We start from the raw sequence: 23,537 nt of genomic DNA, 5'->3' as shown, positions 1-23,537 counted from the left end.
CAGGCATCATTGTTCTTTGCGATGAAGCTTCGCAACCGTGACGACGAAGGTAGTACCACTTTCCGGATTCGAAATGACCTCGATAACACCGCAGTGCGATGTAACGATCTCTGAGGCAATAAACAATCCCAGCCCCAAGCCTTCAGTAGGGCCATGGTCGATAATCGAGTGCTGAGAAAAACGACCCATCGGGTTGAAGATGAACGGGATCACGTCATCTGGAATGTGCTCACCGCTGTTATGCACGGTGAAGATCACATTCTCTTCAGCGGCGACCAGAGTGACGGTCACTGGCTGCTGGTTATCGCCATGCTGTACGGCATTGCCGATCAGGTTGGAAAGAACCTGCTCCATCCGTGCGCCATCGAAGTCCCCCACACAGGATGTTTTTGTCTGCAAGAGAATATCCGCATCAGGGTGAAACGCCCGGATTTCATCAACGATGCGCTCGCACACAGGCAACAAATCCAGGCGTTCCCGTTTAACCGGTATGCCCGGGCCCATCTGGCAGCGTGTCAAATCCAGCAGGTCGCCGACGATCTGACTGGCACGTTTGACGCTGGTGTAAATTTGCGTCGAGATCTTCGTGGCCTTGGGGCCGATGTCTTCTGAGCGCCTCAACATGTCGGCGCCGAGCAAGATAGCGCCAAGCGGGGTTCTCAGATCATGGCCAAGGATGCCCAGAAATATGTTCCGTGACGCTTCGACGGCTCGTGAATAGCTTGCAATTGACTCGGCGAGGGCCTGGTCAATTGCTTCATGAAACCTTGTCATGTCATCCACGTCGAGTGGCGTGCCGGCCTTGATCTGTTTTGACCACTGACCGAGGACGCTGGCTCTGAGCGCACGATATTCAGAGACCATCTGATCGATCGTGAACCCTGCCATCAGCCGCGTGACTGCGTGGGTTTCCGCTGGCGTTTCGGAGTCATTTGACGGGGCATTGCCATGTGCCTTCGCCAGTTGTTCTTTTGCAGTCTGTTTAGTCCGCAAATCGAGCACGATGGCGTGGAGCATCTGTTCGGCATGATCACGCAGCGCTTCTGTGTCCAGCGGTGCGCCGGGCGTTTCTATCGTTCGCGCAAAATCTTCCCAGTCCTGCAGAATCGGCTCGAGGTTGGTGGTGATGAAGTCGGACAGTCGCATGTTCGTGATCCTGGTCAGGAGCGCGAGTTCCAGACAGGAAAGATGGGGAAGCCGCAACGTGAAGTAGAACACGGATTTGCTGTTTTGCTGCGCTGTCCTATCAAACGTAGCGCCCTGAACGCTGATTCCGCTATGCGTTACTTGGGCGCTCGCCTTACAGGGCAGCATTCACTTTGCCGCTAGCGCTTATCTACCCCCGGCACATCCATGTTTATCTTGCGCCAGGCACCTTCGGAGAAACTGTAAACCGAGAATGCGATCAATCCCAACGCCATCACCATCAGAATCAAACCGCCAAAAGGCATGTTTTGCAGCGCATCAAGGGCTTCCTTCATGCCCGGGGGATTGGTGGCTTTATAAAGAGATCCGCTGATCGCCATCAGCAGTGCAATCTCGATAAACACGACGCCTCGGGCAATCAATCCGAATTGCGCCACAGGGCGGATATAGCGCATCACATCTTCGTCAGCCTCAAAGTACTTCTCGAACGACGCTTTCCAGCCTTTGATGATGTGCGCAATGCCGACACCTAACGGCACTAGCGCCACTAGGTAGACCAGCAGGTTTGAATGTTCGAACGACAAAAGATGTGCCAGCAGATCCTTGGTCTTGCCATCACCGGAATTACCCGAGCTGCCAGCACCACTGACAAGCAGGCCCAATGCAAAAACCGCCAGCGCGCCATTGACCAGACCTCCCGCGAACAAACCTGCACGAATAACGAGGCCCTTGAGTTCGGTACCGTGATGATCAACGTCGCGAACGGCTTGCAACACCCGCCATGCAGCGAAGGCGAGTAGGCCGGCCACCACCAGCCCTACTAGTACGTAGCCGAACGGCTGGCTTAACAACGCCTCGAGACTTTTATGACTGTCTTTTGGTTTCGTAGCGTCTTGAGCCGCCAGCAGCGCGAATATCCCGATGATCAGATACAGAACGCCCCGAGCGACATAGCCGCAGCGCGCGAGCAGAACAAGGGTGTGTTGGGCAAGCATTGAAATATTTCCAAACAGAGAAGGTGTATACGAGCAGACCCGCCGCTGCAGCAGGGGTTCGATAAAGCACGTTGAAGGGTTGATTGGGGAAACCTGACCGTGTTCTGTTAATGCGATTGCCGAAGTGTGCACATATTGCGTGTTGACTGAAGACCCTATGGCTTGCTCAGAAGAGTATTCAATGTTTATCGCTAGTCGTTTGTACACAACCAAAGGTCCTAAGCAATGATGCGAGCGATAAACCTCATGTGGCCAAACGTCTCGCCTGGCGAAAGGGCCACACTGTTACTGGGTTTCGCCTTCCATTTCTGCGTTCTGGCGAGCTATTACCTCGTGCGCCCATTGCGTGATGCGCTGGGGCTGGAGGGCGGTGCAGACAAGTTGCAGTGGCTGTTCACCGCGACTTTTCTGGTGATGCTGCTGATGGTTCCGCTGTTCGGCGCACTGGTTTCGCGGCTGCCCGCCACGCGTTTTGTGCCGTTGATCTATCGCTTCGTCGCCTTGTCGATGCTGGTGTTTGGCGTGTTGATTGCCAACAGGGTTGCGCCGGTCCAGGTGGGGCAGGTGTTTTTCGTCTGGATCAGTATCTACAACCTGTTCATCGTTTCGATTTTCTGGAGCGTACTGGTCGACCGGTTTTCCAGCGCACAGGGGTTGCGTCTGTTCGGTTTCATTGCGGCGGGAGGAACCCTGGGTACGTTCGTCGGCCCTCTGCTGGCAGCGACCATGGCAACAAAGCTTGGCCCGATAGCGTTGACCTTTGCAGCGGCGGTCCTGCTGGAATTGGCGGTGCGATGCTATCGGGGACTGTTGTCCCGGACTGACACGCAGTCTGCCGGCCCGATAACGGCTGAACGAGAGATGGGCGGCAGCATGCTTGCGGGCATCACGCTGATCACACGCTCGCCCTATCTGCTAGGGCTAGTGCTATTCATGCTGCTGCACACGACTGCCGCGACTTTCCTGTATTTCGAGCAGGGCCGGATAGTCGCTGGCAGTTACTCGGACGTGGCCAGCAGGACGCAGTTTTTTGCTGTCGTCGATCTGATCGTGTCGGCGCTGACCCTGATCTTTCAACTATTGCTGACCGGGCCGTTGATCCGCCTCGTTGGCGTCGGCGGGGCACTGGTCGCATTGCCCGTGGCGACCATCGTGGCTTTCACTGCGATGGCATTGGCACCGGTGCCGGCCACGGTGGCGCTGGCGCAAGGTTTGCGCCGCGCTATCGAATTTGCCGTTGTGCGCCCGGCGCGGGAAGTGCTCTGGACGGTGGTCAGCCGTGAGGAAAAGTACAAAGCCAAGAATGTCATCGAGACGCTGGTGTATCGAGGCGGAGACGCCGCCAGTGGCTGGCTGTCCGTCGGGTTGACGGCAGTGGGCGCCGGGTTTGGATTGGTGGCAGTATTTATTGTGCCCGTGGCAGGGCTTTGGAGCGTCCTTTGCTTCTGGTTAGCCAGACGGCAGCGGCAAAAGGCAACGCTGAACGCCTCGTCATCGTGAAAGAGTCGCTGCTCGATCATCTGGCGGAGGGTTCGTTGCACCCCAATCGGCGTTGAAGAATACAAATGCGAATACGTATCAAACACTCGCAATGTCATATATCATCCCCCGCGAATTATTGGCACGTATGCCGTCCCATTTGGCTATTTCCTCAAGGCTTCCTCGATGCGTCGTACTCTGGTTTCCATCTGTGTGCTTCAGGCGTTTTCCGCTTCCTCTTGGGCGGAGCAGGCGACATCCGATACAACCGTTCTGGAGTTGCAGGCGACTGACATCGTCGGTACTTCCGAGTACGAAGCCCCCCAAGGCCCGGTGAAGGGCTACCGCGCAACGCGTTCTGCCAGTGCAACGCGAACCGACACGTCGATTCATGAGACACCGCAGTCACTCAGCGTGGTGACCAAAGATGCTGTCGAAGACATCGGCGCGACTCGCCTTCAGGACGCGCTTGATTACGCTGGCGGGGTAGGACGGGCCAATAACTTCGGTGGCCAGGGACTGACTACTTTCACGGTGCGTGGATTTACCACGGGCGAGTTCTATCGCAACGGTTTCCCGATCAACCGTGGTTATCCGAACATGCCGGATGCGAACACCATCGAGCGTCTTGAAGTACTGCGAGGCCCGGCCACTACTCTCTATGGCCGGGGTGATCCGGGTGGCACGTTCAATGTGGTCTCCAAACAGCCTTTGACGGAGCGCACCGTGACCCTGGGCAGCCAACTCGATGATCAGGGAATGAAGCGTGGCACGCTGGATGCGTCCGGCCCGCTCGACGAAGAAGGCCGACTGGCCTATCGCTTAAATGTGGTGGGAGAAGGCGGCGATACCTTCCGTGATCATGTTGAAACCGAACGCTATGGTGTGACACCGGTTATTTCCTGGCAGGCCAACGACGATACCAAGGTGATCTTCGAGGGCGATTTCATGCGCAATAATCACCCGCTGGATCGTGGCGTGACGCGCTATCCGAAGCAGATTGGCACCGCGTCTCGCGATACTTTCTTTGGCGAAAAAAACGTTGGCAAATTGCACAACGACAACAACATGGCGCAGCTGCGTTTCGAACATCTGCTAAGCGATAACTGGACGTTGGGCGGTGGTTTCCAATGGCTCGACGGCACCTTGCAGGGCAATGCCATTGAAGCGAATGGCGTCGCTGCCGACGGGCGCACGCTGGGGCGCAACTTCAACTATCGCAAACTGGAGTGGACGGACAAGGACACCCAGCTGAACCTCACCGGACATTTTTCAACCGGTGGTTTCGATCACACGCTGCTGACCGGAATCGAGTACGAAGATTACGACTACAAGTCCATCATCCAACGTTCCAGCGGCGCAGTAAGTGCTTACCCGATTGATATCTTCAATCCGGTGTATGGTCAGCCTCGTCCAGCCCTGACCCGCACGCCGACCCACGACAAGGAAAATCTCAAGACCTACGCCGCCTTCGTCCAGGATCAAGTGGCATTGACCGAGCGCCTGAAAGTTTTGGCGGGCGCCCGTTTCGAGCGTTTCGAGCATGACTATGAAACCTATGTACCGGGCGGCAAAAGCTGGGAGGCAAGCGACAATGCGGTGACCCCACGTCTCGGAGTACTTTATGACCTTACCGATACCGTAGCGGTGTACGCCAATACCGCGCGCTCATTCAAACCTAATACCGGCGCGAGTCGGCAGGGTGGCGGTTTTGAGCCGGAAAAGGGCAAGTCTTATGAGATGGGGATCAAATGGGAAGCGCTGGATCGCCAGTTGAGTGTTGACGCGGCGATCTACCAGATTGAAAAACGCAACGTCCTCACCACCGATCCCGTGGACTCCACTTTCAGCGTGGCGGCCGGCGAGGTACGCAGCCGTGGCTTTGATCTCAACGTCGCAGGCAACCTAACCCCAGAGTGGCGGGTGATTGGCGGTTATGCCTATGTGGACGCCGAGGTCACCAAGGACAATGTAATTCAGTCGGGCACACGACTGATGAACATTCCGAAGAACAGCTTCAGCCTGCTCAACGTTTATGAATTCCAGGATGGCAATCTGAAGGGCCTGGGTTTGGGGATGGGCAGTAAATACGTTGCCGAACGTGCGGGCCAGACCGCTAACACGGCGTTTTCGATGGGCAGTTACACCGTTGTCGATTTGCTCAGCTTCTACAAGATCAACGATAAGGTCAGGCTTAACCTTGATGTGAAGAATGTCTTCGACCGGGACTATGAAGAAGGCGCCTTTGGTAATGTCTACGCGTACCCTGGTGAACCGAGAACAGTTCAAGTGGGTGTTTCTTACACTCTGTAGACGATTCGGTGAAATGAAGCGCTGTTAATCATGCCCGCAGGACGGGAGAATACTGATCCAAAACCTTCAGCGGACTCCGCATGCGATATAGACGCCTCGACCTGAACCTGTTGGTTGCGCTGGATGCCTTGCTGAGTGAGTGCAGTGTGAGCAGGGCGGCCGAGCGTCTGTGTCTGGGGCAGTCGGCCACCAGTTCGGCACTCGGGCGTTTGCGTGAACATTTTAACGACCCGTTACTGGTGCAAGTGGGGCGGCGTCTGGAGCCAACGGCGTTGGGCCTGGAGTTATTGCCGAAGGTGCGTGCGGCCTTGGCTCTGACGCGGGAAATCGTCGATGCACCGCTGAATTTCGACCCGGCCCAGTGCAATCGGCACATCACGTTGGTGGCCTCCGATTACGTGGCGGACGTGCTGTTTTCGGCTGTCAGCCGTGAATTGGCGCATATCGCTCCGGGCGTTCGTCTGAGCCTGCGGGACATGCCGCTGCCGCGCGACGGTGATGTCGTCAGCGAGGCGCTCGACTATCGGCGCAGTGATTGTGTGATCGTGCCGCGGCAACGCGTGAATCCCGCGTACTCGCAGATGCCGCTGATGACTGACCAACTCTGTTGCATCGTCTGCGCGCAGCACCCGCAGTTTGCCGAAGGCCTCAGCCTGGCCGACTATTGCGCCGCGGAGCACGTCGTGCGCGAGTTTGCCGACGGGCGCAACCTGGCAATGGACGCCGTGCACCTGCATGAACTGGGCATTGAAAGGCGTGACGCGGTGACTGTTGAAAGCTTTGTACTGATGCCGGAATTTATTGTCGGCACTGCGCGCATCGCCACCGTGTTCCAACGGCAGGCGCAGCGCTTTGCACAGCGTTTCCCGTTGCGCATTCACCCGGCACCGCTGGCGTTTCCGCAGGCTGAGCAAGTCCTGCAATGGCATCCCTATCAAGAACATGACCCGGCCATGCAATGGTTTCGCGGCCTGCTACTGGAGCAGGCCGTGCTGCTCGATCAGCCGGGGACCTGATCACCGCTGTCGGCCACAAGTCCTGCCTTGGTGATTGCGTGTAATGCACAGCGTTCGTCGTTGTCCGAGGTATCGCCGCTGATGCCGATGGCACCGAGAATTAAGCCCTCGACATTACGGATCAGCACGCCGCCCGCCACCGGAATCACCTCACCGCCGGTCAAACTGTTGATAGCATCGAAAAATGCCGGCATGGCCTGCGCACGTCGTGCCAGCTCACGTCCTCCAAAACCCATGCCCAGGCAACCGCGCGCCTTGCCGGTGGCGATTTGTGGGCGCAGAAATGTCGCGTGCTCGTCACGCAGAACCGCCAGTGGATGGCCTGCGGCGTCCAGTACGGCGACGCCCAGAGGTTTGATCCCGGTGTTCCGAGCGAAGCGCATGGCTTCACTTGCCATGTTCATGGCGGTCAGCAAATCGAGTCGTTGCATGGCATCGGTCCTCATACCGTCCACTTGCCCAGTTGGGCAACGCGGTCGCGGGTGTAGAGATCTGTCCATTTCAGCGAGTTGAAATCAGACACTTGTTTAGGGTTGTAGGGGCTGCGATCCATGCGCACCGGTTGGCCGGATTTATAGACGGCTTTAATGCGTGACCGGTCTTGAAGGAGGCGGATGTCATCCAGCGGCGAGCCGTCGAGCAAGAGAAAGTCTGCCTGCTTGCCCACTTGCAGCGAGCCGAGGGTTTCACCGCGCGGCATGCAGCGCGCACCGACAGCGGTTGCGGCGTATAACGCTTCGGCCGGTGTGAAGCCGAGTCGGGTCACCAGCAACTCCAGTTCCCGGGCATGCCACTCGCCGTACGGTGTTACCGCAAAACCGCTGTCACTGCCGCAGGCAAAGGGTACGCCGGCAGCCTTGGCGCGCTTGAGTACCGCCGAACCCACTTCCAGTGTGCGTGCGCAATAACCCGCATAACCCGTGCTGATCGCCGGGTCATGGGGCTGGCAGAAGTCCACAGTGTTTTGCGGAAACGTCATGGTCGGGGCAAGAATGCTGCCGGCCTCAAGCAATGCTTCGATGCATGCGTCATCCATATAAAAGGCATGGAAAACCAGATCGACCCCTGCGCGTGCCGCGTACATCACGGCCTCGCGACCGTAGGCATGAGTGGCGACTTTGCAGCCCAGGCGATGAGCTTCTTCGACCATCTCAAAGGTTTCGTCGGCGGTGAAGGCCGCAATGATTTCACCATTGGGACGGCGGTGGGTGCCGTCCATGGCGATCTTTATCAGGTCGACCCCATCCTTGGCTTGCTTGCGAATCTCCGCGAGGGCGTCGCTGCGGCTGGTGACCAGTTGCGCGGTGAAGTATTCCGGGGCGCCGACCCGGCTCGGGAACCAGTCGTTAAGGCTCTGCCGATTGGTGATGACGCGGCTGCTGGCCGCGATACGTGGGCCTTCAAACAAACCGGCGGCGACGGCATTGCGCACGGCGATGCTCAGCTGGCCGCTGTCGCCGGGGCAGACCATGCTGGTGACGCCGGCAGCCAGTACGTGCTGCGCGAAAAACATCCCGCGCAGTGCGCGAAACTCGTCGCTGGTCCACAGATCAATGTCTTCTTCGCTTTGCGCATTACCAAAGGCCAGATGCGTGTGCACATCCACCAGACCCGGCATGACGAAGTTGTCGCCGGCATCCACTTGTGTGTCGCCAGGCTGGGGAGAGGGTGCCATCGCGGTTGGGCCGACGTAAGTGAGCAGGCCGTTTTCGACGATCAAGGTTTGTTGTTGGCGGGTTTCAAGTCCGGTGCCGTCGAACAGGGTCTGGCATTTCAGATGCAGGGCAGTCATGGCGTCTTCGCTTTGTGATTGTTATGCAAAGCGAGGCTAAAGAGCAGGCGGGTGCAGAACCAGCAGATTGCATCGATGCCTGCGTATTGATCGCGTCAATAGGTGCCGCTGGTTCAACCCGTAAACGCAAAAACGCCGGAGAATCGAAAGATTGTCCGGCGTTTTTTTGGGCGTGGTTCCAACGGATCAGGCGGTGCGCCCACCCAGGGTTTCGGCGATCCAGTCGGCGATGTATTGACCGGCATTGATGCTGTTGTCGAAGCTGGAATGCTGCACACCGCCCTCACGCTCAGTGAAGATTTTCAGCTCGCGTTTCGGGCTATTAACCAGTTGTTCGTAGGTACGGTGCGCCCACTTCAGCGGGATCTGCGAATCCTTTTCACCGTGGGTGACCAGGAACGGCACCTTGATGCGATCCAGTATGCCGTCCAGATGCACGTTTTCGGCGATGGCCATGAAGTCATCAATGTCTTTGGCACCCCACACCCAACTGACGTGCGACCAGTAATGCGGCACCGGAAAGCTGCCTTCTTTTTCCAGACGACGCTTTTGCACATCGCGCCAGTCGTGGTTCGCACCCCAGACCACGCCGCAGGCAAACCGCGGCTCGAAGGCCACCGCGCGCGGGCAGTAATAACCGCCGAGGGAGACACCTTCCAGGCCGATGCGCTTGGCATCCACGTCGCTGCGGGTTTCCAGCCAGTCGACCACGCGACTGGCCCAGTGCTCGCTGTCATAACGGGCGATCAGGTTGTGCAGGCGCAGGGCTTCGCCGGTTCCGGGCTGGTCGATGATCAGCGAAGACACGCCGCGTTTGGCCAGCCAGGCCGGCAGGCCGACGCGGTATTTCATCTCTTTGGTCGAATCCAGACCGTTGACCTGAACCAGCAGCGGCGCGGGGCCGCTCACCCCTTCAGCACGAACCAGCAGGCCGGAAATGTGTTTGCCTTCATACGGGATTTCCACACGTTCACAGTTTTCCCGCGACAGCTCGATACCGCGTTTGAAGGTCTGCAAAAAGCGCTGATACAGTTCGGTACGGCCCGCAGCGCCGTGGGCTTGCAAGCGTTCGCACGTCAGGTAATAGGTGGCGGCGCGACTGTATTTTTCGCCGGCGGAAAGCAGCCGGCCATTGCCTTCATCTTCTTCGGCGAGGCCACACAGCTTGTCGGCCATTTTCGCCCAGGTTTCGCGAAACGCCTGGGTGCCGGCGGCGTCAGGTTGCTTGGCGGCTTCTTGCAGCGGGGCACACATTTCTTCGATTTCGCCCATCCGGGCGCCCATTTCAATGGCCAGATCGACAGAAAGATTCCACACGTAGTTAGTCGGGAAGTAGCGGAACATTATTGTTGTCCTTGTGGTTGCCTTGACGATTGCAAGGCACGTTAAGGACGGCCCGACTATTTGGCCAATCGTGACTCGGGATGGGAGGTATCGCGCGCGGCGATAGCAGCCGGTTCCAGATCCGTGATGAATTCGCTGATGCGCTCGCGCAGCCAGCGGTGCATGGCATCGCCATCGACGCTGCGGTGCCAGAGCATGAACTCACGCATGACCGGGATCTTGACCGGCGGCGGCAGGATGCGCAGCGGCAGATATTCGGCGTACAGACGCGCAAGGCGTTGGTGCATGGTCGCGATACGTTGGGTGCCGACAATCAATTGGGGGAGGGTATTGAAGTCATTGGTGATGACTTCCAGTCGGCGATTGAAACCGTACTGGTTCATGAACCATTCCTCGATGCTCATGTGCCGGGTCCGCCCGAAGCCGACCGACACGTGGCCCATTTCCATGTACTGCTCAAGGGTCAGGCTGTCGCCGACCTGCGTGTTGCCTTGCCACACCACGCACACATGATCTTCTTCAAACAGCAGCTGGGACGGGTGACCCTCGATGATGTACCGCTCGGGCACGATCATCAGGTCGACCTCGCCGCGCACCAGCAATTCGCCAGAGTTGTCGCTGGGGCCGAGCATCTCGAAGGTGATGTTCGGGGCTTCCTGATGGATTTTCTGGATCACCTGAGCAAACAGCACGCTGATCAGATAATCCGAGGTCACCAGGCGGAAATGCCGCTTGCTGACCGCCGGGGAAAACACCGGTTTGGCGGTAATCGAAGACTGAATCGTCAGCAGCACTTCGCGCACCGGTTCGCTGAGCTCCACCGCATAAGGTGTGGGCTGCATCTTGCGGCCGACCTGGACGAGCAATTCGTCTTCGAAATAGGTACGCAAGCGCCCGAGTACACCGCTTGTAGCCGATTGAGTCATGTGCAGGCGTTCGGCGGCACGGGTGATGTTCTGCTCCTGAAGCAACACATCGAGCGCCACCAACAGATTGAGGTCCAGGTGATTGAAACGCATAGGCCACGTCCATTTTTATATTTATTTTCGCGATACATTCGGTCGAATACATCGCCGCGTCAACCCTCCCGTTATTCGCTGTGTCAGTCGCTGCGCAGGTATCGCGATCGGCGATAGGTCGCATCCCGACAGACGATTAGTCAGCTGCCAGATCCCGCGTCAATCTTCGCCGCAGTCGGGCCTCTTGCCGACACCACCACCGGATTCCAAGCATGGCTGATCGCCTGAACAGCCGTTGGCAACAGTCTCCACAATCATAATTTCAATGGAGTGGTAGCCATGAACATCATTGGCCTTGATGCCCTGATCTTTGGCGTCGATGACATCCAAGCCTGTAGCGATTGCCTGCGTGACTATGGCCTCGCGCCGATTGGCGTGGACAGCAATGGCGGGCGTTTTGAAGCACTGGACGGTACCGCCGTGATCATCCGCCGCGCAGACGATGCGAACCTGCCGGCCGCCATCGGCCCGGCGCCATCGATTCGCGAAACCGTCTACGGCGTAGCGGGCGTGGCAGACCTTGATGCGATCGAAGACGAACTGGCACGTGATCGCCAGGTGAGCCGCGATGCGGATGGCGTGCTGCACAGCGTCGACGACATGGGTTTTGCGATTGCTTTCCAGGTCAGCGTGCGCAGGCCGTACAGCGCCCCGGATGACTTGACCAACGCGGCCGGCAATTCCCCGCAACGTCCGCTCAATCAACCCGGTATCAGCCTGGACATGAGCGCGCTGCCGCGCACCTTGTCGCACGTCGTGTATTTCGTTCCTGATGCGGCGAAAGCCGAGGCGTTTTACGCCGAACGCCTGGGTTTCAGAACCACTGACACCTTTATCGGCGCCGGGCCGTTCATGCGTCCGGCGGGTTCCGATGACCATCACTGCCTGTTCATGATCCAGACGCCACCGCACATGAAAGGCTGCGAGCACTTCACGTTCCACATGGGCAGCGGCACCGAAGTGTTGTTGGCGGGCACGCGTTTCGAGCAAAAAGGCTGGACCAGTTTCTGGGGGCCGGGCCGCCATCTCTTTGGCTCCAACTGGTTCTGGTACTTCAACAGCCCGCTGGGTTGCCATATCGAATATGACGCCGACATGGACAAGCACGACGACGCCTGGGAGGCACGTCGCGCGCCGCTGTCGGCGGATAACTCGCAGCTGTTCCTGTTCAATTCGAAAGAAAAATGGGCACCGGGCGGCCCGCCACCGAAGCTCGGCTGAACCATGGTCGACCACGGGTTTTACCTGTGCCGACTGGAAGAGCTGGTGGAAGGGCACGCGCGTGGATTCGATCCGCTGCAACGCGGTAAAGACAGTGTTTTTGCGCTGATGCACCAAGGTCAGGTGCGGGTTTATCGCAACAGTTGCCCGCATCTGGATGTACGCCTGGAGTACCGCAAAGACCGGTTTCTGTCCGCCGATGGCCAGTTGATCGCCTGTTATGCCCACGGTGCGCAGTTTCTTCCTGACACCGGCGAATGCATCTACGGCCCGTGTCTGGGCCAGACGCTGGAAGCGCTCGAGTGGTTTCTGGAAGAGGGTTGCGTGGTGCTGAAAATGCCCGTCGCGGGAGAGGTGCAGCTGCAAAACGAGGTATCGCGCCTGGCGATACATCGCATCCCTACTCGCGATTAGTCAAATCCCTGGTTTGCCCGGAAGCTGGACCCAACGACGCAGCGCCCCGCGCTGCAGCGAATCACAAGAATAAGAAGCGAGATTGCCATGAGTGCAGTGAACAAAGTTCTGATCGTGGGCGGCGGTATTGGCGGCCTGTGTGCAGCCATCGCGTTGCGCCGCAAAGGTATTGCAGTTGATCTGATAGAACTCAAGTCGCAGTGGACCGTATACGGCGTCGGCATTATCCAGCAGAGCAATGTGGTACGAGAAATGGCCAAGCTGGGCGTGCTCGACGGTTATCTCGATGCGGCATACGCCTTCGAAGACGTCGCCATTTATGGCCCGGGCGGCCAGCAACTGGCTCGCATCCCCGGTCAGCGCCTCGCGGGCCCTGAATACCCGGCAAACGTCGGCATCTCGCGGCTGGCCCTGCACAATGTGCTCAGCACCACGGCGATGGAGCTCGGCGCGAATGTTCGCCTGGGCCTCAGCGTGGAATCGCTGAATGACCGGGGTGACAGCGTTGAGGTGGTGTTCACCGACGGTACTGACGGCACCTATGATCTGGTGGTCGGCGCCGACGGATTGTTCTCCAAAGTCCGCGAGCTGTTGTTTGGCGACACGTACCAGCCGCGCTTCACCGGCCAATCGGTGTGGCGCTACAACTTCCCACGCGCCGCGCAAATCGATCACCTCGCCAACTATCAGAGCGCCGCCGGCAACGCCGGGCTGGTGCCGTTGGCCGGGAACTTGATGTACATGTTCCTGACCTCCCATGAGCCCGCCAATCCGTGGATGGATCCCGCCACCCTGGCCGAGCAGATGCGCCAACGCCTGCAAGGCTTTAGCGGTTTGATCGGCGAATTGCGCGAGCAAATCACTGACAGCAGCCAGGTCGTCTACAAACCGATGGAAGTGATTTTCGTCGACGAGCCCTGGCATCGCGGTCGCGTCCTGCTGATCGGCGATGCCGCCCACGCCACCACCCCGCACCTCGGTCAGGGCGCCGGTATGGCGATCGAAGATGCCGTGGTGCTCAGTGAAGAACTCACGGCCGGCGGCAGCGTTGAGCAGCAACTCGAACGCTTCATGGCGCGGCGCTTTGCCCGGTGCAAGTTCATCAGCGAAAGCTCGGTGCTGGCCGGCGACAAGGAAATGCAGCAAGACCGGGATTTCGACCGTATCGGCCTGGTCAAGCAGATGCTTGCGCGTACGGCTGAGCCAATCTGATTACACACCCCAGCATTCCCACAGCAGTTACCACTATAAAAACAAGAGGTTAACGCGATGGTTAGCTCATCGACTGCGACGCTCGCGCGCCGCCCGGTTCGCTTGTCTGCACCCTGCGGTTTGAGTCTGGCGGCGGCATTGGTGCTATGTAGCCAGGCCGTTCAGGCGTTTCAGGTCGAGACCGGTAATCCCGATTTCAACCTGCGCTGGGACAACACGGTGAAATACAGCACCGCGTGGCGAACCGAGAATCCCAGCCACAAACTGACCCGTGGCCAGGTCGCGCTGAACCAGGACGACGGCGATCGTGCCTTCCAGAAGGGACTGATCTCCAACCGAATGGACATCCTCTCGGAACTGGACATGTCGTTCAAAAACGTCGGCGCGCGGCTCAGTGGCGCGGCGTGGTACGACACCGAGTACCAGAACGACAACGACAATAATGACCCCAGCCGCGCCAACGCGCGTTCGGTCGGCTACGACGAGTTCACCGATGACACCCGCCACTTGCACGGCGGCGATGGTGAGTTGCTGGATGCGTTTGTCTACTGGAACGGCGAGATCGCCGAGCGCTCCACGTCCGTGCGTGCCGGGCGCCATGGTTTGATCTGGGGCGAAAGCCTGTTTTTTGGTGCCAACGGCATTGCCGGTGGCATGGCGCCGGTCGATGTGGTCAAGGCACAGTCGGTGCCCAATACCCAATTCAAGGAAATCACGCGCCCGGTCAATCAGCTCTCAGGCACGTTTCAAGTGACCGATGATGTCTCGCTTGGGGCGTTCTACCAACTGGAATGGGAAGAAACACGCTTGCCGGGCGCAGGCAGTTATTTCTCCACCAGCGACACCATCGGTGAGGGTAACGAACGCCTGATCGTCGGCGCGCCTTTCCCGGCGTTCCTCGGTGGCAACGCCGGCAGTCCGGCGGCGTTTTTCCACGGCAAAGACAAAGACGCCAAGGATTCGGGGCAGGGCGGCCTGCAACTGAAATATAACGCCGAGACCGTGGAGTACGGCCTGTACGCCATCCAGTACCACGACAAGACGCCCAAGCTGTATCTCAAACCTTCCGCCGGTGCGCCGAATTTCAGCACCGGCCAGATTGGCGACTACTACTGGGTTTACCCGGAGGAGATCCGCGCGTTGGGCGCCAGTTTCTCCACCACGGTTGATGCCTACAGTTTTGCCGGTGAAGCCTCGATGCGCTGGAACATGCCACTGGTCTCCAACGGCGTCACCGTGCTCCCTGGGGTGGCGGCCGACAACGACGATGACGCGCTTTATGCCGTCGGGCGCACAGCGCACATCAACCTCAATGTGATCGCTTCGTTCGGGCCGAACTTCATTGCTAAGGAGTCGGGATTCGTCGGTGAGATCGCCTGGAACCGCCTGCTCAATGTCACGAAAAACCGTGCCGCCCTCGACCCCGGCGCCACCGATGACGGCCTCGGCTTCAAGGTGGTCTACACCCCGACCTATCGCCAGTTTTTCTCCGGCGTCGATATCAGCATTCCTGTCGGCCTGAGCTATTTCCCCCTCGGCAAGTCGGCGGTTGTCAGCTCGTTCGGCCCGGATAACGGCGGCGACATGAACATCGGTATCACCGCGACTTACCTGGATCGCGTGACCGCCGGCCTGACGTACACGCATTACTACGGCCCCGAGAACACCAACCTCAACGCAGCCAGCCAATTCAACTTCCAGCAATCGCTGAAGGACCGGGATTACCTGGCCTTCTCCGTCAAGACCACGTTTTAAGAGGACTTGCGCATGACCCATAACAACAAAAATGCCGCATTCACACTCAAAGCCTTGTGCTTCGCGCTGCTCGGCAGCCTGGCGGTGTTGAGCCAGGGCGCAACCGCGGCCACGGCTGACGAAGCGGCAAAGCTGAACAAGTCGCTGACCCCGATGGGCGCTGAGCGCGCAGGCAATGCCGACGGTTCGATTCCGGCCTGGGACGGCGGCTACACCAAGGTCGACCCAGCCTTCAAGGAGGGTGGCAAACGCAGCGATCCGTTCGCAGCGGACAAACCGTTGTTCAGCATCACCTCGAAAAACCTGGCGCAGTACGCCGGTAAACTGACCGACGGCACCAAGGAAATGTTCAAGCGTTTCCCCGACACCTATCGCATTGATGTGTACCCGACCCGCCGCACGGCCGCAGCGCCGCAGTGGGTTTATGACAACACGCTGAAAAACGCCACTCGCGCCAAACTGGTCGACAGCAGCGCCGGTCCGGTGCCGGAAGGTGCCTACGGCGGCATCCCGTTTCCGATTCCGAAAAATGGCGCCGAAGCCATGTGGAACCACATTCTCAACTGGCGCGGTACGTCGTTGTCCATGCACTTTCGCCATTACCTGATGACCGCCGATGGCAAACAGGTGATGACGACTGACGGCCAGGCGATCCAGGAAATGCCTTATTACTACCAGGACGGTACGCCCGAATCCTTCGCCGGCGATTACTGGCTGTTCCGTCTGTTAAACGTCGGCCCGCCGCTGCGTGCCGGCGAGCAGATCATGGGCCGTACCAACATCAACGGCGACAAGTCTCAGGCCCACGTCTACCTGACAGGGCAGCGCCGCGTACGCAAGTTACCGAACGCCTGCTGCGATACACCGACACCGGCGACTGCCGGGGTCATGTCGTTCGATGAACTGAGTGTATTTCAGGGTCGAATCGACCGTTTTGACTGGAAGCTGATCGGCAAGCAGGAGATGTACATCCCTTACAACACCAACAAGGTGCAGGCCGCTGCCAAACCCGAGGACCTGTTTCTCGCCCATCACATGAACCCCGATGTCGTGCGCTGGGAACTGCACCGGGTGTGGGTGGTGGAAGCCGATCTGGCACCGGGCAAGCGTCATCAGCTACCGAAGGGCCGTTACTACCTCGACGAAGACACCTGGCAAGCCATGCTCGGCGACCGCTGGGACGCCAACGGCCAGTTGGCCAAAACCCTGTGGTCGCTGCCAGCGGTGCTGCCGGACTTGCCTGCCCAGGCGCAATTGTCTTCGGGCTTCTACGACCTGACCTCCGGCGCCTGGTTTATCCAGAACGTTTACACCGGCCAGCCTGAGCAGTACGGCGTGGTGGATCGCTATAAGGCCTCGGAGTTCTCGCCGGCGGCGATGGCGGGTGCCGGGGTTCGCTGAATCGGACCGGGTCACGCTGCGTAAGACGTGACCCGGTTTCACAGGATTTTCGAGGTCGCATATGAACACTTTCTCAAGGCTGGTGTGCCTGTTCGCATTGTCCTGGGTCGGGCCTGCGAGCCTGGCGCAGGCTGGCGCTGTGGGCGATACCCTGAGCACTGCGGCCATGCGAGTACCGCAAGCGCAGCACGCCGTTCTGCTGGATCTGGCTCGGGCCGGAGCGCGACTGGTGGCAGTCGGCGAGCGCGGCGTCGTGGTGCTTTCCGACGACAACGGTACGAGCTGGCGACAGGCCGAGGTACCGGTATCGGTGAGCCTGACGGCGGTGCAATTTGTCGATGCCAGCGTGGGTTGGGCGGTCGGCCACGCCGGTGTCGTGCTGATGTCTAAAGACGGCGGCGAACACTGGGCGCTGCAACTCGATGGCAAGCGCGCTGCGCAGCTCGAATTGAAGGCGGCCCAGGAACAATTGCCTTCAGCCGTAGACACGGATGTCGCCGCCACACGGGTGCAAACAGCTGAACGCATGGTGGACGAGGGCGCGGACAAACCCTTCCTCGCGCTGGACTTTGTCGACGCCCGGCACGGCCTGATCGTCGGCGCCTATGGTCTGGCATTCGAAACCCGCGACGGTGGGCGCAGTTGGCAGTCGCTGATCGGCCAGATCGACAATCCGGCCGGCGCCCATCTCTACTCCATCGCGCATCAGGGTGAGCGCTGGTTTATCGCCGGAGAGCAGGGCTATCTGGCGCGATCCGAAGACAACAGCCACACCTTCAAACCACTCGACAGCCCTTATTCAGGCAGTTTTTTTACCCTGCAAACCGACGCCGACGGCACGCTGCTGGTGGCTGGCCTGAAAGGCAACGCGTTTGTCTCCCACGACTTTGGCGACAGCTTCCAACCCGCGCCCGTGGCGCTGCCGATCTCCTTCAGCGATGCGATTCACACCAGTGACGGTCGGTTGCTGCTGGTCAATCAGGGCGGCGCGCTGTTTCGCACCGATCGCCAACCCGGCGCGCTGCTCAAGCCCTACGGCAAACCGTTGGGCAGGCCCGTTTCCAGCCTGATCGAGGCCGCCGACGGCAGCCTGATCATGGCGGGTTTTACCGGTGTGACGCGTGTATCGCCACCCACCGTAACTGCTTCGGAGTGAGGTTATGAAGTCATTCGACAACGCCACGGCCAGCCTGGCGAGTTTCGACCCACGCTCAGGCTCGGTGGTGGAACGCACGCTGTTCAATCACCGCGTCTGGGTGCTGCTGGTGTGTGTGCTGACCACCCTGGTGCTGGGTTTTCAAGCGACGCGGATCGAGCTCAACGCCAGTTTCGAAAAGATGATCCCTACCCAGCATCCCTACATCGCCAATTACCTTGAACACCAGAAGCAACTCACCGGGCTGGGCAATGCCTTGCGGATCGTCGTGGCTAACCGCAAGGGCGATATCTACGACGCCGAGTATCTGAAGACCCTGCAGGCATTGAGCGACCAACTCTATCTGTTGCCCGGTGTCGATCGCGCCTACATGAAGTCCCTGTGGACGCCCGCCACCCGTTGGGTAGCCGTAACCGAAGAGGGCCTCGACGGCGGCCCGGTCATCCCCGATGACTACAGCGGCACTGCGGCCAATCTGGAAGCGCTGCGCCGCAATGTTCAAAGGTCCAATGAACTCGGCCAACTGGTGGCGCTGGACCAGACGTCGAGCATCATTTATGTGCCGCTGCTGGCCAACACCGCCGACGGACAGGCACTCAACTATTCGACGCTGTCCGAGCAACTGGAGAATCTGCGCAGCACCTATCAAAAAGACGGGATCGAGATTCATATCACCGGTTTCGCGAAGAAAGTCGGCGACCTGATCGACGGACTGAAACAGATCCTGTTGTTTTTCGCCGTAGCCATCCTGATCACCACCGCCGTGCTGTTCTGGTACACCCGTTGCCTGCGCAGCACTTTGCTGGTGGTGTTCTGTTCGTTGGTTGCGGTGGTCTGGCAGCTCGGTTTGTTGCCGTTGCTCAACTATCAACTGGATCCGTATTCGGTGCTGGTGCCGTTTCTGGTGTTTGCTATTGGCATGAGTCACGGCGCGCAGAAAATGAACGGCATCATGCAGGACATCGGTCGCGGCATGCATCGCGTGGTGGCCGCGCGCTTCACCTTCCGCCGCCTGTTTCTGGCGGGGCTGACGGCGTTGCTCTGCGATGCGGTGGGGTTCGCGGTGCTGATGCTGATCAAGATCCAGGTTATTCAGGATCTGGCCGTGATCGCGAGTATCGGCGTCGCGGTGCTGATCTTCACCAACCTGATTCTGCTGCCGGTTTTGCTGTCGTACGTCGGCGTATCACCGCGTGCCGCACAGTTGAGCCTCAAGAGCGAACAAACCGAGCAGGCCGGTCTGCGCCGTCATGCCTTTTGGCGCTTCCTGGACCTGTTCACCCAGCGCCGTTGGGCGAGTCTGTGCATCGCAATCAGTATCGCCCTGGCTGCAGCCGGCTTTGTCGTCAGCCTGCAACTGAAGATCGGCGACCTCAATGCCGGCGCCCCGGAGTTGCGCGCAGACTCGCGCTACAACCAGGACGATGCCTTTCTCACCCGGCATTACGGCGCCAGCAGCGACCTGTTTGCAGTCATGGTGAAAACCCCGGCCGGTGGTTGTGCGCGTTACGACGTTCTTGCCAAGGTCGATGCGCTGGACTGGCAACTGCGTGCGCTGCCGGGGGTGGATTCGACCAACTCGCTGGCCTTGCTCAACCGCCGCATGCTGGTCGGGCTCAGCGAAGGCAGCGCCAAGTGGTACGAGCTGCAGAACAATCAGGCGATGCTCAACATGATCACCGCCAGCGCACCTCGCGGTTTGTACAACGAAGATTGCAGCCTGTTGACGCTGTATGCCTACCTCACCGACCACAAGGCCGAAACCCTGACGCGCCTGGTCGAGCACGTGGAAACGTTCGCCGCCGCCAATAACACCGATGAGGTGCAATTCTTGCTGGCGGCAGGGAATGCCGGTATCGAGGCGGCGACCAATATCGTCGTCAAGCAGGCTAACCGCGAGATGCTGTTCTGGGTGTATGGCGCGGTGATCGTGTTGTGTCTGATCACCTTCCGCTCATGGCGTGCCACGGTCTGCGCGGTGATTCCGCTGATGCTCACCTCGATTCTCTGCGAAGTGCTGATGGTCTGGCTGAACATTGGCGTGAAGGTCGCCACGCTGCCGGTGATCGCTCTTGGTGTGGGCATCGGCGTCGACTATGCCTTGTACGTGATGAGCATTTTGCTCGGCCATCTTCGCCGCGGCGCGAGTTTGTCCGAAGCCTATTACCTGGCGCTGGTGTCCACCGGCAAAGTGGTGATGCTGACCGGTATCACCCTGGCGATTGGCGTAGCGACCTGGATGTTCTCGCCGATCAAATTCCAGGCCGACATGGGCGTGTTGCTGGCGTTCATGTTCGTCTGGAACATGGTCGGCGCCCTGGTACTGCTGCCGGCGCTGGCGCATTTCCTCCTGCCTGTACGTCGCTCGACTACCGATGCGGTTGTGCGAGCCGGTGTGTTGAGCGTGACGAAACCAGCCACCGCGGTTGCGGCCAATCCCGAACATCTGCACACCCAGGAGCGTTGCCATGCGCGTTGAAACCTCAGACGTGAACGCCGGCAGAACAGCCGGGCTGGCGCAATCGATGTTGCTGCTGCTGGGCAGTTGCCTGCCGGTACTTGGCGCGGTGCTGCTGGCGCCGGTGCTACCGCGCATGCAAGCGCACTTTGCCGACGTTGCGAACAGCGCCGTGCTGGTGCCGATCGTGCTGACGTTGCCGGCGTTAATGATTGCCCTGTTGGCGCCATTTGCCGGAATGATCGCCGACCGCCTCGGGCGAAAACCGTTGTTGCTCGCCAGCATGGGGCTTTACGTGCTCTGCGGTGTACTGCCGCTGTGGCTCGAATCGCTGCCGGCCATCGTCCTCAGCCGCGCCGGCATCGGTCTGGCCGAGGCGGGCATCATGACTTGCTGCACCACGCTGATGGGCGACTACTACAGCGGTGCCCGACGCGAGCGTTTGTTTGCCTTGCAGATGGTCGCCACGTCGCTGTCCGCAGCGGTGTTTATCGCGCTGGGCGGTTTTCTCGGGCAGGACGACTGGCGCACGCCGTTCGCGTTGTACGCCGTCGGGCTGGTCTTCCTGCCGCTGATGGCGTGGAAACTCTGGGAGCCGCAATCGCACACCCGGGCCGAGCATCCACTGCACAGCGCGCTGATCGACAAATTCCCATGGCGCGCGCTGACCCCGATGTATGCCTTGGCACTGTTGGCCGGCCTGAGCCTGTTTATCGTGCCTGTACAGGCCGGGTATCTGCTCAATCTGCTGCACGTCGATGCGCCGCAGGACATCGGCATGACCATGGGCGCCAACCAATTGGGCGTGCTGGCCGGGGCGCTGAGCTTCCGCCTGTTCAGTGGCATGCGTGCGCAGCACATGTTGTTGATCGCCTATGCGCTGGCGGGCGTCGGCGGCTTGTTGATGGCCAATGCCGGCAGCCACATGCAGGTGGTGGTCGCAGTGACGATCAACGGCCTGGGCATCGGCCTGATGTTGCCGACGCTGATCACCTGGATCATGGCGCAGGTCGACTTTCATCAACGCGGGCGCGCGGCGGGGTGTTTCACCGCGGCGATCTTTGCCGGCGAATTCATCAGCCCCTTGGTCGTACTCGGCATCACGCATGGCGTCAGCTCGGCGCTGCCGCATGCCTTGGCCATTGTGGGTGGCCTGCAATTGCTGGTGGCGCTGTTTTGCCTCGCCATCCCCAGACTCGGCGGATTGCTGCCCCGAGCGCCGCTGACAACTGAACGAGAACTTTAAATGCAGACCCTTCCCGAGTTCAAAAGAGTGGTCACCGGCTACAACGCCCAAGGCCGGGCCATTGTCGCCAGCTGCGGGCCGACGCCTAACGTGTTCCCGCTGCTGGCGGTGCCCGGCACGGTGTTTTACGAATTGTGGAACACCGGCGCCAGCCCCGCACCGCTCGACAATGCGAGTGATCCGAGCGCCCAACCGTTGCGACTCAGTCCCGCGGCGCAAGGCAGCGTGATTCGCGTGGTCGACATCCCGCCCGACAGCGTGCAGAACCAGGTCAGCGATGAAAACGCCGCGGCGGTATTTGCCGAAATCGGCGAGTCGCATGCCGGCACGGGGCAGGGCGCAGGCAAACACAAACTGATGCACCGCACGGAAACCCTCGACTACGGCATCGTCACCGAAGGTGAGGTCTGGCTGGTGCTGGACGAGGAAGACGTGCACCTCAAGCGCGGCGACGTGGTGGTGCAACGCGGCACCAACCATGCCTGGAGCAACCGTACCGAAGCCATGGCGCGCATGGTGTTCATCCTGCTCGACGGGCGCTTTGCCGCTGAACTGAATTCTGTGCAAGGAGCATCATCATGAAACTCGCCACGCTGAAAAACGGCCATCGTGATGGACAACTGGTCATCGTCTCGCGGGATCTGCAATGGGCACTGGATGCCGGCTCGGTGGCGTACACCCTGCAACAGGCTATAGAAGACTGGCCTGATGCCGAACCGCGCTTGCAGGCGCTGGCCACCCGGTTGAACGCGGGCGATGCGCCTGACGCGTTTGCCTTCGACCCGACTCAGGCCATGGCACCGTTGCCACGCGCCTACCAATGGTGCGACGGCTCGGCATTCCTCAGCCATGGCGCGCTGATGCAAAAGGCTTTCAACCTTGACCCCATTGAAGGCGTCGAACACACGCCGTTGATGTATCAGGGCGCCGGCGATGATTTCCTCGGCGCCCACGACAACATTGCGCTGCCCAGTGAAAGCCAGGGCATCGACTTTGAAGGCGAGTTCGTCGTGCTGGTGGACGACGTGCCGCTGGGTTGCAGCGCGGAGCAGGCCATTGGGCACATCAAGCTGATCCTGCAGATCAACGACGTCAGCCTGCGCGCGCTGGCCCCTCGGGAGATGAAAACCGGCTTCGGCTTTTTGCAGGCCAAACCGTCGTCGAGCTTCGCCCCGGTGGCAATCACCCCGGACGAACTGGGCGATGCCTGGCGCGACGGGCGTGTGCATCTGCCGTTGCAGGTGAGCTGGAATGGCGAGTGGTTCGGTCATCCACACGGTGGGCAGATGACCTTCGGTTTTGGCCAGTTGATCGCCCATGCCGCGCTGACTCGCCGGTTGGGTGCCGGCACGTTGATCGGCTCCGGTACGGTTTCCAATGCCGAGCGCAGTGTCGGTTCGGCCTGCATTGCCGAACGCCGCGCCATCGAGATGATCGAGCACGGCGCCCCGCAAACCGCTTTCATGCGCTTCGGTGATCGCGTGCACATGAACGTCCTGGGGGCTGACGGTCAGTCAGTGTTCGGCGCGATTGAGCAATGCGTCGTCAAGGCCCAAGGCTAAGGAGCGGC

The 23,537-nt window shown here is 59.7% G+C and carries 19 protein-coding genes; 13 read left to right on the top strand and 6 right to left on the bottom strand.

Features of this window, described 5'->3' with window-relative positions:
- Positions 1-6: 6 nt before the first annotated feature.
- Both ICA16_RS04535 and ICA16_RS04530 read right to left on the bottom strand, forming a co-directional pair.
- Positions 7-1,146, bottom strand: a complete 1,140-nt coding sequence (locus ICA16_RS04535; protein WP_210700048.1) for a sensor histidine kinase — start codon at positions 1,144-1,146, stop codon at positions 7-9.
- Positions 1,147-1,325: 179 nt separating this feature from the next.
- Positions 1,326-2,141 carry a DUF1206 domain-containing protein gene (locus ICA16_RS04530; RefSeq protein ID WP_210700047.1) on the bottom strand — a complete coding sequence of 272 codons (816 nt, stop codon included), beginning with the start codon at positions 2,139-2,141 and terminating at the stop codon, positions 1,326-1,328.
- A 225-nt stretch (positions 2,142-2,366) separates the two neighbouring features.
- Here ICA16_RS04530 and ICA16_RS04525 point away from each other — a divergent pair, with 225 nt between their 5' ends.
- From ICA16_RS04525 to ICA16_RS04515, 3 genes are all read left to right on the top strand, one after another.
- A complete protein-coding gene (locus tag ICA16_RS04525) occupies positions 2,367-3,641 on the top strand; it encodes an NTP/NDP exchange transporter (RefSeq protein WP_210700046.1) in 1,275 nt (424 codons plus the stop codon).
- 165 nt (positions 3,642-3,806) lie between these two features.
- Positions 3,807-5,933, top strand: coding sequence for a TonB-dependent siderophore receptor (locus tag ICA16_RS04520; RefSeq protein WP_210700045.1), 2,127 nt, complete (start codon positions 3,807-3,809; stop codon positions 5,931-5,933).
- Between the two features lie 80 nt (positions 5,934-6,013).
- Positions 6,014-6,949 carry a LysR family transcriptional regulator gene (locus tag ICA16_RS04515; RefSeq protein ID WP_210700044.1) on the top strand — a complete coding sequence of 312 codons (936 nt, stop codon included), beginning with the start codon at positions 6,014-6,016 and terminating at the stop codon, positions 6,947-6,949.
- Here ICA16_RS04515 and ICA16_RS04510 read toward each other — a convergent pair.
- The 4 genes from ICA16_RS04510 to ICA16_RS04495 all read right to left on the bottom strand — a co-directional run bounded on the left by ICA16_RS04510 (position 6,934) and on the right by ICA16_RS04495 (position 11,104).
- Complete coding sequence (locus tag ICA16_RS04510; RefSeq protein WP_210700043.1) at positions 6,934-7,380, bottom strand: GlcG/HbpS family heme-binding protein; 447 nt, start codon at positions 7,378-7,380, stop codon at positions 6,934-6,936. The two genes, ICA16_RS04515 and ICA16_RS04510, sit on opposite strands and share 16 nt — an antisense overlap.
- A gap of 11 nt (positions 7,381-7,391) precedes the next feature.
- Entirely contained in the window at positions 7,392-8,741 is a 1,350-nt protein-coding gene (locus ICA16_RS04505) for a metal-dependent hydrolase family protein (protein ID WP_150615635.1), read from the bottom strand.
- A gap of 186 nt (positions 8,742-8,927) precedes the next feature.
- Positions 8,928-10,085, bottom strand: a complete 1,158-nt coding sequence (locus tag ICA16_RS04500) for an alpha/beta hydrolase family protein (RefSeq protein ID WP_150603486.1) — start codon at positions 10,083-10,085, stop codon at positions 8,928-8,930.
- Positions 10,086-10,141: 56 nt separating this feature from the next.
- Positions 10,142-11,104, bottom strand: coding sequence for a LysR family transcriptional regulator (locus ICA16_RS04495; protein WP_150603487.1), 963 nt, complete (start codon positions 11,102-11,104; stop codon positions 10,142-10,144).
- Between the two features lie 279 nt (positions 11,105-11,383).
- Between ICA16_RS04495 and ICA16_RS04490 the strand changes: the two genes are divergently transcribed.
- From ICA16_RS04490 to ICA16_RS04445, 10 genes are all read left to right on the top strand, one after another.
- A complete protein-coding gene (locus tag ICA16_RS04490) occupies positions 11,384-12,325 on the top strand; it encodes a VOC family protein (RefSeq protein ID WP_210700042.1) in 942 nt (313 codons plus the stop codon).
- 3 nt (positions 12,326-12,328) lie between these two features.
- Complete coding sequence (locus ICA16_RS04485) at positions 12,329-12,739, top strand: Rieske (2Fe-2S) protein (RefSeq protein ID WP_210700041.1); 411 nt, start codon at positions 12,329-12,331, stop codon at positions 12,737-12,739.
- 87 nt (positions 12,740-12,826) lie between these two features.
- Positions 12,827-13,951: an FAD-dependent oxidoreductase gene (locus tag ICA16_RS04480; protein WP_210554775.1), complete on the top strand. Its 1,125-nt coding sequence runs from the start codon at positions 12,827-12,829 to the stop codon at positions 13,949-13,951.
- 57 nt (positions 13,952-14,008) lie between these two features.
- Positions 14,009-15,706: a DUF1302 domain-containing protein gene (locus ICA16_RS04475; protein WP_210700040.1), complete on the top strand. Its 1,698-nt coding sequence runs from the start codon at positions 14,009-14,011 to the stop codon at positions 15,704-15,706.
- Between the two features lie 12 nt (positions 15,707-15,718).
- Entirely contained in the window at positions 15,719-17,107 is a 1,389-nt protein-coding gene (locus ICA16_RS04470) for a DUF1329 domain-containing protein (protein ID WP_150603492.1), read from the top strand.
- A gap of 61 nt (positions 17,108-17,168) precedes the next feature.
- Positions 17,169-18,263 (top strand): WD40/YVTN/BNR-like repeat-containing protein, encoded by a 1,095-nt coding sequence (locus ICA16_RS04465; RefSeq protein ID WP_210700039.1) that lies wholly within the window; start codon positions 17,169-17,171, stop codon positions 18,261-18,263.
- A gap of 4 nt (positions 18,264-18,267) precedes the next feature.
- Positions 18,268-20,742, top strand: coding sequence for an efflux RND transporter permease subunit (locus ICA16_RS04460; RefSeq protein WP_210700038.1), 2,475 nt, complete (start codon positions 18,268-18,270; stop codon positions 20,740-20,742).
- Positions 20,732-21,967 (top strand): MFS transporter, encoded by a 1,236-nt coding sequence (locus ICA16_RS04455; protein ID WP_210700037.1) that lies wholly within the window; start codon positions 20,732-20,734, stop codon positions 21,965-21,967. Before ICA16_RS04460 ends, ICA16_RS04455 begins: the two co-directional genes overlap by 11 nt.
- Positions 21,968-22,549, top strand: coding sequence for a cupin domain-containing protein (locus ICA16_RS04450; protein ID WP_210700036.1), 582 nt, complete (start codon positions 21,968-21,970; stop codon positions 22,547-22,549).
- Positions 22,546-23,529, top strand: coding sequence for a fumarylacetoacetate hydrolase family protein (locus ICA16_RS04445; RefSeq protein ID WP_210700035.1), 984 nt, complete (start codon positions 22,546-22,548; stop codon positions 23,527-23,529). The genes ICA16_RS04450 and ICA16_RS04445 overlap by 4 nt, the downstream gene beginning before the upstream one ends.
- The last annotated feature ends 8 nt before the right edge of the window (positions 23,530-23,537 follow it).

The organism is Pseudomonas anatoliensis (genome assembly GCF_017976235.1).
Classification (GTDB): domain Bacteria; phylum Pseudomonadota; class Gammaproteobacteria; order Pseudomonadales; family Pseudomonadaceae; genus Aquipseudomonas; species Aquipseudomonas anatoliensis.
Note: the sequence above shows the minus strand (reverse complement) of the source record. Positions and strands in the feature narration are given on the sequence as shown.